The organism is Actinacidiphila alni (genome assembly GCF_900112845.1).
GTDB lineage: Bacteria > Actinomycetota > Actinomycetes > Streptomycetales > Streptomycetaceae > Actinacidiphila > Actinacidiphila alni.
In genome coordinates this window covers 87,574-99,219 of sequence record NZ_FONG01000007.1, presented here as the reverse complement: position 1 = coordinate 99,219, position 11,646 = coordinate 87,574, and the positions used below count along the sequence as shown (strand labels likewise).

The window sequence follows — 11,646 nt, the reverse complement described above, 5'->3', positions numbered from 1 at the left end:
GGAATGGTCAACTCACTGGAATCCCTTACGACATCTTGCTGTAAGCGGTCGGCTGGGGATACGGTCCCGGACAGTCCCGGCACCGAGGCCGGGGAGCACCGGGTTTTCATGCGCGTGGGGCCCCGGCGCGAGGCTGTCCCCTTTCCGCCGGAAGGCGGAGGAGTCGCAAGGAGAACCGCCCGTGGCCCTGCCGTTCAGGCTGCCCGCGTACCGGTCGCGGACCGGAGGACGTGGCACGCGGAACACGCTGATCACGCGGAGACGTGTGGCGGGTACTGCCGTCGCCACCGCACTGGCCGCGCTCGCGGCCCTGGTCGTTCCCACGGCGGAGGCGCACGGCGCGCCCGCGCCGCCGGGGCCGCCGTCGGACCGGGAGCTGGCGGCGCAGCCCGCGCGGCACGACGACACCCGGGAGCAGTTCTACTTCGTGCTGCCCGACCGGTTCGCGAACGGCGACCGGGGCAATGACACCGGGGGACTGACCGGCAGCCGGCTCACCACCGGCTACGACCCCACGGACAAGGGCTTCTACCAGGGCGGCGACCTCAAGGGCCTGACGAAGAAGCTCGACTACATCAAGGGCCTCGGCACCACCGCGATATGGATGGCGCCGATCTTCAAGAACCAGCCGGTGCAGGGCACGGGCAAGGACGCCAGCGCCGGCTACCACGGCTACTGGATCACCGACTTCACGCAGGTGGACCCGCACTTCGGGACCAATGACGACCTGCGGAAGCTGATCGCCGCCGCCCACGCCAAGGGCATGAAGATCTTCTTCGACGTGATCACCAACCACACCGCCGACGTCATCGGGAACACCGACAACACCTACGGCTATCTGTCCAAGGGTGCCTTCCCGTACCTGAGCGCGGACGGCACCCCCTTCGACGACACGACGTACGCCGACGGCACGAAGCTCTTCCCGAAGGTCACCGCCGCCTCCTTCCCGCGCACCCCGACCGTGCCCGCGGACAAGAGGAACGCCAAGGTCCCGGCCTGGCTGAACGACCCGACGATGTACCACAACCGCGGCGACTCCACCTTCGCCGGCGAGAGCGCCGACCAGGGCGACTTCAGCGGCCTGGACGACCTGTGGACCGAGCGCCCCGAGGTCGTCTCCGGCATGGAGAAGATCTACGAGAAGTGGGTGAAGGACTTCGCCGTCGACGGCTTCCGGATCGACACCGTGAAGAACGTCGACATGCCGTTCTGGACGCAGTGGGCGACCGCGCTGGACACCTACGCGGCCCGGCACGGCCGCAAGAACTTCTTCATGTTCGGCGAGACCTACTCCGCCGACCCGGCGGTCACCTCGCCGTACGTCACCCAGGGCCGGCTCGACGCCACCCTCGATTTCCCCTTCCAGGACGCCGCCCGCGCCTACGTCTCGCAGGGCGCGCCCGCGGGCAAGCTGGCCAATCTCTACGGCCAGGACTACCGCTACACCACCGACAAGGCCAACGCGTACGAGGAAGTCACCTTCCTCGGCAACCACGACATGGGCCGGATCGGCTCCTTCCTCGCGCAGGACAACCCGAAGGCGACCGACGCCGAACTGCTGCGCCGCGACGAGCTGGCCAACGAGCTGATGTTCCTCGGCCGCGGCAATCCGGTCGTCTACTACGGCGACGAGCAGGGCTTCACCGGCGCCGGCGGCGACAAGGACGCCCGGCAGACGATGTTCGCCTCCAAGGTCGCCGACTACCTGGACGACGACGAGATCGGCACCGGCCGGACGCACGCGAGCGACGCGTACGACCCCACGCACCCGCTCTACCGGACGATCGCTGCGCTGTCGAAGCTCACCAAAGACCACCCGGCGCTGCGCGACGGTGTGCAGACCGAGCGGTACGCCGAGCCCGGCACGGCGGCCGGCGTCTACGCCTACTCCCGCACCGACGCCCGCACGCGCGACGACTACCTGGTGGCCGTCAACAACGCGACGGCCGCGAAGACGGTCACGATCCCGGCGGCGGGCGCGCCGAACGCCGCCTACCGGGCGCTGTACGGGACCAAGGGCACGGCCACCACGGGCGCCGACGGCTCGCTGCGGATCACCGTGCCGGCCCTGAGCGCGGTGGTGTACGAAGCCGCCCGGCCGCTGCCCGCGCCCGCCGCGAAGCCCGCGGTCACCCTCACCGCGCCCGCGCCGGGCGCCACCGGCACCGTCGAGCTGACCGCCGACGTCAGCGGCGGCGGCCTCAACCGCGTCGTCTTCGCCGCCCAGACCGGCAACGCCACATGGCAGGTGCTCGGCTCGGCCGACCACGCCCCGTACAAGGTGACGCAGGCCATCGACCCGAAGACGGCCGCCGGAACCCCCGTGCGCTACAAGGCCGTCGTGATCGACAGCGCCGGCCGTACGGCCTCGGCGACGGCCGCCACCAGCACCGGTACGCCCCCGGTGACGCCGCCGCCCACCGCGGTCAGCCACGACTACGCGATCGTCCACTACCGGCGGACCGACCAGGACTACGCCGACTGGAATCTCTACGCCTGGGGCGACATCGCCGACGGCGAGGCCACCACCTACCCGGCCGGCCACCCCTTCACCGGGCGCGACGCGTACGGCGCCTTCGCCTATGTGAAGCTCAAGCCGGGCGCGTCCAACGTCGGCTTCCTCGTGGTGAACAAGGACGGCGTCAAGGACACCGACGGCGACCGCGCGATCGACCTCACCGCGACCGGCGAGGTGTGGATCACCCAGGGCAGCCCGGACGTGGCCACGACGCCGCCGGACGGCGCCTATCCGCCGCAGGACCAGAGCAAGGCCGTCCTGCACTACCACCGGGCCGATGGCGACTACACCGGCTGGGGTCTGCACGTATGGACCGGCGCCGCCACGCCCACCGACTGGGGCGCTCCGATCACGCCCGCCCGCATCGACTCCTACGGCGCCGTCTACGAGGTCCCGCTGGCCGCCGGGGCGACCTCGCTCAGCTACATCCTGCACAACGGCGACACCAAGGATCTGCCCAGCGACCAGTCGCTCGACCTGACCGGGACCGGCCACGAGGTGTGGCTGCTCGGCGGCACGGAAAAGTATCTGCTGCCGCAACCCCAGGGATCAGGAGCGGACTTGGACCTCACCAAGTCGCAGGCCCAGTGGATCGACCGCGACACCGTCGCCTGGCAGACGTCCGCCGCGTCCGCCTCCCAGCAGCTCGTCTACGCGCGCGACGGGGGTATCACGATCAAGGACGGCGCGCTCTCCGGCGAGGGCAAATGGCTGCGCCTCACCAAGGTCGCGGGCGGTCTCACCGCCGCACAGCTCGCCACATACCCGCAGCTCAAGGGGTATTCGGCCTTCACGGTCGACCCGCGCGACCGCGCCCGCGCCACCGACGCGCTGCGCGGCCAGCTCATCGCCACCCAACGGGCCGCTGGGGGTACCTCCCAGGCCGGAGGCTCTGGGGGAGGCGCCCTGCTGGCCGCGACCGGCGTCCAGACGCAGGGCGTACTGGACGATGTGTACGGCGCGGCGGCTCAACACGCCACGCTCGGCCCGGTCTTCCGGCACGGCACCCCGAGCCTGTCGCTGTGGGCACCGACCGCGCACAGCGTGAGCGTGGAGATCGGCGGCCGGACCGTACCGATGCGGCGCGACGCGGCGAGCGGCGTCTGGTCGGTGACCGGCAGCCGATCGTGGACGGGGAAGCCGTATCTGTACGACGTGACCGTCTGGGCGCCCAGTGTGCGGAAGCTGGTGGTCAACAAGGTCACCGACCCGTACTCGGTGGCCCTGACCACCGACTCCAGGCGGAGCCTGCTCGTCGACCTGAACGACCCGAAGCTCGCGCCCAAGGGCTGGGCGCGGCAGGCCAAACCGCCCGCCGCCCCCATCGGGCAGGCGCAGATCCAGGAGCTGCACATCCGGGACTTCTCCGTCGCCGACTCCACTGTCCCGGCCGCCGACCGCGGCAAATACGCGGCCTTCACCGACACCTCGTCCGCGGGCATGAAGCACCTGACGGCGCTCGCGAAGGCGGGCATCAATTACGTCCACCTGCTGCCCGCCTTCGACTTCTCCTCCGTGCCCGAACGCGCCCAGGACCAGGCGGAACCCGGCTGCGACCTCACCGCGTACGCCCCCGACGGCGACCGGCAGCAGGCGTGCGTGACCGCGACCGCGGCGAAGGACGCGTACAACTGGGGCTACGACCCGTACCACTTCACCGTGCCCGAGGGCTCCTACGCCAAGGACCCGGACGGTCCGGAACGCACCACGGAATTCCGGCAGATGGTGCAGGGCCTCAACAACGCGGGCCTGCGCGTGGTGATGGACGTGGTCTACAACCACACCTCCGCCGCCGGCCAGGCCGACACCTCCGTGCTCGACAAGATCGTGCCCGGCTACTACCAGCGGCTGATGCCGGACGGCTCGGTCGCCACCTCGACCTGCTGCGCCAACACCGCGCCCGAGAACACGATGATGGGCAAGCTCGTCGTCGACTCGATCGTCACCTGGGCCAAGGAGTACAAGGTCGACGGCTTCCGCTTCGACCTGATGGGCCACCACCCCAAGGCCAATATCCTCGCCGTCCGCAAGGCGCTGGACGCGCTGACCCTCGCCCACGACGGCGTGGACGGCAAGAAGATCATCCTCTACGGAGAGGGCTGGAACTTCGGCGAGGTCGCCGACGACGCCCGCTTCGTACAGGCCACCCAGGCCAACATGGCGGGCACCGGCATCGCCACCTTCTCCGACCGGGCGCGCGACGCCGTCCGCGGCGGCAGCCCCTTCGACGAGGACCCGGGCGTGCAGGGCTTCGTCTCCGGGCTCTACACCGACCCCAACTCCTCGCAGAACAACGGCACCGCGGCCGAGCAGAAGGCTCGGCTGCTGCACTACCAGGACCTGATCAAGGTCGGACTCACCGGCAATCTCAAGGAGTTCGGCTTCACCGACTCCGCCGGCAAGAAGGTCACCGGCGCCGAGATCGACTACAACGGAGCGCCCGCCGGATACGCCGACGCGCCCGGCGACGCCCTCGCCTACGTCGACGCCCACGACAACGAATCCCTCTACGACGCCCTCGCCTACAAACTGCCGGCTGGCACCTCGGCCGCCGACCGGGCCCGTATGCAGGTGCTCGCCGAGGCCACCGCCGCACTCTCCCAGGGCCCGGCCCTCTACCAGGCGGGCTCCGACCTGCTGCGGTCCAAGTCCCTCGACCGCAATTCCTTCGACTCCGGCGACTGGTTCAACGCGATCCACTGGCAGTGCGCGGACACCGGGGGGAGCACGAACGGCTTCGGCCGCGGACTGCCGCCCGCCGCCGACAACGCGCCCAAGTGGCCCTACGCCAAACCGCTGCTGACGGCGCCTCAGCTCACCCCGGACTGCGCGCGGATCACCGCGGCCTCCGCCGCGTATCAGGACCTGCTGCGGATCCGCACCGGTGAACCCGCCTTCCGGCTCACCACCGCGGCGCAGGTCCAGCGGCAGATCTCCTTCCCGCTGTCCGGGCCCGACGAGACGCCCGGCGTCATCACCATGAAGGCCGGTGACCTGGTGATCGTCCTCAACGCGAGCCCGACGACGCAGCGGCAGCGCGTCGACACGCTGCGCGGCACCCCGTACGCCCTGCACCCGGTGCAGGCGGGCGGCGCCGACCCGGTCGTGAAGACGGCGCGCTACGCGGCGGACACCGGCACCTTCACTGTGCCGGGCCGCACCGTCGCGGTGTTCAGGGCGACCGGCTGAGCGTCGGCCGACACCCGCAGGGGGAGCCCGTATCCGGCCGATTCCGCGGCGGTCCGCCGTCGGAAGGAACCGCGGGCTCCCTCCGCGGCGTCACGTTGTACGGAGGCGTTCGTGCGCCCGAGGGAACCAATGTTGCCCTGGCTGCGTCCAGCCACACATGAGCACCCCGCACACCAGGGTCCGCCCTGCCACGCCCGAAGACCTGAGCGCCCTGTCGGACATCCACGCGCGTGCCCGGGCCAGCTACTACGCCGGACACATACCGGCCGAGGAGTACAGCGGCCCGGCTGAGCTGGAACGGCAGCGGGAGGCCACGGCCAGGGCCATCGCCTCCGACGAGCACACCGTGCTCTGCGCGGTCCGCGACGACCATGTGGTCGGCTTCGCCGTGCTCGCCGCCCGCCACGACGAGGACAAGCTCTTCCACTTCCACATCGACCCCTCCGTCTGGCGCACCGGCGCGGGCACCGCCCTCCACCACGCCTGCGTCGACGTGTGGCGGACCGCCGGCCTCACCCGCGCCCGCCTGGAGGTCTTCGCCCCCAACGCCCGCGCCCGCGCCTTCTACGCCGACCAGGGCTGGCAGGAGGACGGCCGCGTCGACGACCACGTCCGCATGGTGCTGCGCGTCCCCACCGACATACGTTCCCCGCAGCGGGTCGGCGAATGACCTGACGGGCCCCTGGCCCGCCCGGCCGCGCCCGCGGTCAGTCGCCCCGCGGCGCCGGGAGCGGGGTCAGGGTGCCGCCCGTGGTGAGGCGGCCGGTGAGGGTGGCGCGGGTGCCGCGCGGGGCGCGGGCGGTGAGATAGGGGCCGTCGGCCGTGGCGCGCAGGCCCGCGGTGGCGGTGATCCGGGTGACGTCGCGGGAGCCCGCCGCGACGAGATACCAGTGGCCGGCCGCGGACTTCCACATCACGCCCGCCATGACGTGCTGGCCGAAGCGGCTGCACGCGTTGCCGTCGGTCTGCTGCCCGGTGACCGTGCCGGGCGCGGCGGCGCCGGCCGACGGCGGGACGAAGGACACGGTCGCCTGGCCCGGCCCGCGCCAGGTGTCGGCGCGCGAGCAGGTCCAGGACGCCTCGCCGCCCTTCTCCGGCAGCGGGGTGCGGGCGAATTCCCACATGTTGACGGCCTTGACACCCTGCCCGCGCAGCTCGCCCAGATGACAGGCGTCGTGCGCCCAACTCACCAGCGCCTGCGCCCCGGTGGCCTCGCGCGGCTGCCGCGCGGGCGCGCCCTTGCCGGGCGGCGGGGTGTACGTCAGGTGCACCGGCGACAGATCGCCGAGGTCGGTCAGCAGGAAGGTGTGGCTCTCCACGATCCGCGACGACGACTTGAGCTGCACCACCGGCCAGGTGCCGCCACAGGTGCCGGCCGCGGCGCCCGCCCCCGGCATCCGTACCGGGTCGGTCACGCCGTCCGCGTCCCGGTGCAGCGGCGCGCCCAGCACATTGGGCTTCATCAGGTCGCGCGTCTGCGCGTCGGCGATCCACGGGGCGGTCAGGAAACGGGTGTTGCCGTCCACCCGGTCCATCACGACCGCCCCGGCCGTCGTCACATCCGCGTCCTGGACCTGCGCGAAGTCCAGTGCCGCCCGACCGGAACCGGAGCGAGGCTGGGCGTAACGGACGATCCGCAGCCCGTCGTAGAAGATCACCACGGTCGCGCCGTCGACATCGCCCGCGTACAGCAACTGCGGCGGCGACGCGGGAGCGGTGCGCGGGGTGCCGGGCGTCGCCGAGACGTCCACCCCGGCGCCCGGCCGCGCCCACACCGCCAGCGCCCGGCCGAGCAGCGCCTTGTCGTCCTTCCGGCCGCCGCGCGCGGGCCACGCCGTGAAGTCCATCCGCGACGTGGCCGCCCACACCTCGGGGTCCTGCCGTACGAGGGCGGCCGGATCGAGCGCCCGGGCCGCGTCCCCGGCGCCGGCCGACGACGCGGGGGCCGCGTACGACGCGGAACCGCGGTCGCCGTCCCCGCCGCCCCACACCGCCCAGCCCGACAGCAGCAGCACGGCCGCCGCGACGGCGGCGCCCGTCACCAGGCCCGCCCGCCCGCGCTGCCGGCGTCGCAGCAGATCGGTCGGCCCCACCTGGAGCGTGCAGGGGTCGAACTCGCCCGCCGTCAGCAGGTGTTCGCCGCCCCCGACGCCGGCCGCGGCCCGTACCGCGGCGCGCGGCTCCGCGACCCCTGCCGCCTTGAGCACCGTGAGCACCTCGGCCTCGGTCAACTCCTCGACCCCGCGCAGCGCGTAGGCCGCGCGCGCCTGCGGTTCCAGTTCGGCCAGCGCGCGCTCCAGGGCCAGTTCCTCGCTGCCGCCCGCCCGCGGATGCAGCCGCAGACCGATGACCCGCGGCAGCGCCGCACCGTCCGAGGCGGCCGTCCGCAGCCGGCCGAACCGGCCCGGACTCCCGCCGTCCCGGCGCCCGTCGGCGAGCGCCTCCCGCAGGACCGTGAGCCGCAGCAGCGCGTACGCGTCGCCGCGCGCACCGGCCGTACGCGCGCCCGCGGAGTCCGGGACGGGCCGCGGGGTGCGCGGCAACGAGCGCTGGACGAGGCGGTGCGCGGTCAACACCCTGCGGTGCGTGCCCAGTCCGGTCGGCAGCGCCAGATACGCCAGCCGCACCAGTCGCGGATAGTGCTCGACGAGTGCCGCCTCGGCCTCCTCCACGGCGATCGTGCCGTGCTCGTCGCGGGCGGAATCGCTGGCTGCCGATCGGCTGTTCATGCCACGTCAAACGAGTGGATCATCCGATGGTCACGAGATCCCGCACCGCGCGGTCGCCGCTCGGTCGCCGTACGGTCCGCACGGTCGCCGTACGGTCCGTCGCCGTACGGGCGCGGCCCGGCCCGTACCGCAACTGCCGTACGCACGAAGGGCGCCCGTCACCACGCGCGGTGACGGGCGCCCTTCGCCGGGCCCGGGGGACGTCAGACCAGACCGGCCTTCTCCAGCGCCGAGCCGCAGGTGTCCACCATCAGCCGGGTCACCACGTACGGGTCCATGTTGGCGTTCGGCCGCCGGTCCTCGATGTAGCCCTTCTGGTCCACCTCGACCTGCCACGGGATGCGCACCGACGCGCCGCGGTTGGACACGCCGTAGCTGTACTCGTTCCACGGCGCGGTCTCGTGCGCGCCGGTCAGGCGGGACTCGACGCCCACGCCGTAGTTCTTGATGTGCTCCAGCGGCTTCTCGTCACGGCCCAGCGACTCGGCCGCCTCGATGATCGCGGCGTAGTTCTCGCGCATCGCCTTCGTCGAGAAGTTGGTGTGCGCGCCCGCGCCGTTCCAGTCGCCCTTGGCCGGCTTGGGGTCCAGCGTCGCCGAGATCCCGAAGTCCTCCGCCGTGCGGTACAGCAGCCAGCGCGCCACCCACAGGTGGTCGGAGACCTCCAGCGGGCTCAGCGGACCGACCTGGAACTCCCACTGGCCGGGCATCACCTCGGCGTTGATGCCGGAGATGCCCAGGCCCGCGGCCAGGCAGTTCTCCAGGTGCTTCTCCACCACCGGGCGGCCGAAGATCTCGTCGGCGCCGACACCGCAGTAGTAACCGCCCTGCGGCGCGGGGAAACCGCCGTCGGGGAAGCCGAGCGGGCGCGAGCCCTGGAAGAAGGTGTACTCCTGCTCGATGCCGAACAGCGACTCCTGCGCGGCGTAGCGCTCGGCGACCTCGCGCAGCGCGGCCCGCGTGTTCGACACGTGCGGCGTCCCGTCGATCTCGAAGACCTCGCACATCACCAGCACGTCGTCCCCGCCGCGGATCGGGTCCGGGAAGGACGCGACCGGCTTGAGGACCCGGTCGGAGGCGTGCCCCTCGGCCTGGTTGGTGCTGGAACCGTCGAAGCCCCACACCGGCAGCTCGGCGCCGTCGGCCAGGATCTTCGTCTTGGACCGCAGCTTGGCGGTCGGCTCGGTGCCGTCTATCCAGATGTACTCGGCCTTGAAGCTCACGGGGCGCCATCCTTAACGAACAGTCTTCGCGGGTGCGGCCGAGCTGCGCTGATCGGACCACGCGCAGCGTCGCAAAACCCCTTTTCCCGACTGTTGCCCTCGTGTTAACCCAGTGTGAACGAGCGCGCGTGAGCAGCGGGGACGGGAGTGAGGTGACGGAGGTGGCAGAGGAGGATGTGGAGGACATGCGGCGGGGAGGCGGCCGGCCGCACCCGCATCCGCGGCGGCTAGGGTCGGCGCATGAGCATGCGATTCGGGCTGTTGGGGACGGGGCCGTGGGCACGGCAGACGCACGGGCCCGCGTTGGCGGCGCACCCCGGGGTGGAACTGGTCGGGGTGTGGGGCCGCAGGCCGGAAGCGGCGGCCGCGCTGGCCGGGGAGCTGGGGGCACGGCCGTACGGGGACGCGGAAGCGCTGATCGCGGACGTGGACGCGGTCGCGGTGGCACTGCCGCCGCACCTCCAGGCGCCGCTCGCGGTGACGGCGGCGCGGGCCGGTAAGCATCTGCTGCTGGACAAGCCGCTGGCGACGACGGTGGCGGATGCCAGGGCGGTGGCCGACGCGGTCGAGGAGGCGGGCGTCCGCTCGGTGGTCTTCTTCACGCTGCGCTTCGGCGAGGGCAGCGCCGGATGGATCGAGCGGCAGGCGGCGGCCGGCGGCTGGTACACGGGCAGGGCCGACTGGTACAGCGCGGTGTTCAGCGCCGACGACAGCCCGTTCGCCGACTCGCCGTGGCGCCGGGAGAAGGGCGGCCTGTGGGACGTCGGCCCGCACGCGCTGTCCGTCCTGCTGCCCGTACTCGGCGACGTCACATCGGTCCGCGCGGCCCAAGGCCCGGGCGACACCGTGCACTTGACGCTGCGTCACGCGTCGGGCGCGTCCAGTACGTCGGTGCTCACGCTGACCGCGCCGCCGGCCGCCGCGGGCGTCGCGATCGAACTGCGCGGCACCCAGGGCGTGGTGGGCTACCCCGAGGACATCGCAGGCGAGGCGACGGACGCGCTGGCGCACGCCGTCACCGCGCTCACCTCGGGCACCCCGCACACCTGCGACGCGCGGTTCGGCCTGCGGGTCACGGAGATCCTCGTCGAGGCCGCCGCGCAGCTGTCCTGACAGCAGCCCGGACCGCGCTCCCGGCGGCGGTTCTCCGGCGGCCCGCGCCCCCGTGGATCAACCGCCGCAAAAGGATCAATCCCCGCCGCCGCGCGACCCCTTCCGGCCGCAGGACCCGGTGTCTATGGTCGAAGACATGAGGCCTGCGGACTGGTGGTCGATCGAGATCCTGGACGCCGAGCACGCGGTGACCTCCGCCGACCAGTGGCGCGACGCGTACGCGCAGACGCTCGTGGAGTCGGCGGTCACCAATGGCGCCGTCCAGTGGACGTGGTTCGAATTCGCGTGGGGCGTGGTCCTTGAGATCGCCTTCCGCACCGAGAGCGCCTGGTCGGCGTGGCGTTCGCTGCCCGGCACCCGCGCCGCGCTGGACGCCGTACCCGACCCGGTGAGCGGCCTGCTCGTGCACCGCGGACACGGCGGCGCGTCCGGCGGTTACGTACCGCGGCTGCCGCGGATCGCACCCAGCGCGGACCGGGTGGCGCTGCCCGAGCCGGCCGGGGCGTGAACGGGGCGCACCGAGCGCGCCCCGCCCGCTCTTGGGGCCTGCCGCTCAGGTGCGTTACTCCGCCAGGCCGTCCCAGCCCCAGTGCGGCACCGGTCCCGGCTCGCCCAGCTCCGAACTCTCCTGGTCGGAGACGGACTTGGCGATTCGGGTGCCCCACTCGATGTACTCCGCGAAGCGCTGTTGCAGCAGCGGGTCGGAGGGGAGTTCCTTCGCGGCCGTCGCGAGCATCAGCTCCACCCAGCGGGCGCGCTGCTCCTCGGTGATCCGCAGATTCAGGTGCTGCGCGAGGAGGGAGTGGTGGCCGCCGAGCCGTTCGGTGTACTCGGCCGGGCCGCCGAAAAAAGGTGGGCCTGTTCTCCGTGGTCA

General features: G+C 72.4%; 6 protein-coding genes and 1 pseudogene. 4 read left to right on the top strand and 3 right to left on the bottom strand.

The window, feature by feature from the left end; all coding sequences use genetic code 11:
* The first annotated feature begins 247 nt into the window (after positions 1-247).
* Positions 248-5,707: a pullulanase-type alpha-1,6-glucosidase gene (pulA, locus tag BM076_RS13625; RefSeq protein ID WP_407640654.1), complete on the top strand. Its 5,460-nt coding sequence runs from the start codon at positions 248-250 to the stop codon at positions 5,705-5,707.
* Between the two features lie 157 nt (positions 5,708-5,864).
* Entirely contained in the window at positions 5,865-6,377 is a 513-nt protein-coding gene (locus tag BM076_RS13620) for a GNAT family N-acetyltransferase (RefSeq protein WP_093713764.1), read from the top strand.
* A 37-nt stretch (positions 6,378-6,414) separates the two neighbouring features.
* On the opposite strand, the gene BM076_RS13615 is transcribed toward BM076_RS13620, so the two are convergent.
* Complete coding sequence (locus BM076_RS13615; RefSeq protein WP_093713763.1) at positions 6,415-8,436, bottom strand: hypothetical protein; 2,022 nt, start codon at positions 8,434-8,436, stop codon at positions 6,415-6,417.
* A 203-nt stretch (positions 8,437-8,639) separates the two neighbouring features.
* Positions 8,640-9,659, bottom strand: coding sequence for a glutamine synthetase (gene glnII, locus BM076_RS13610; RefSeq protein WP_093713762.1), 1,020 nt, complete (start codon positions 9,657-9,659; stop codon positions 8,640-8,642).
* 246 nt (positions 9,660-9,905) lie between these two features.
* Here glnII and BM076_RS13605 point away from each other — a divergent pair, with 246 nt between their 5' ends.
* Together BM076_RS13605 and BM076_RS13600 are read left to right on the top strand one after the other, a co-directional pair.
* Complete coding sequence (locus BM076_RS13605) at positions 9,906-10,772, top strand: Gfo/Idh/MocA family protein (protein WP_093713761.1); 867 nt, start codon at positions 9,906-9,908, stop codon at positions 10,770-10,772.
* A 136-nt stretch (positions 10,773-10,908) separates the two neighbouring features.
* A complete protein-coding gene (locus BM076_RS13600) occupies positions 10,909-11,280 on the top strand; it encodes a hypothetical protein (protein WP_093713971.1) in 372 nt (123 codons plus the stop codon).
* A 54-nt stretch (positions 11,281-11,334) separates the two neighbouring features.
* On the opposite strand, the pseudogene BM076_RS37985 reads toward BM076_RS13600, so the two are convergent.
* Positions 11,335-11,607, bottom strand: a pseudogene (locus BM076_RS37985) (globin); the annotation flags it as partial.
* Positions 11,608-11,646 lie beyond the last annotated feature (39 nt).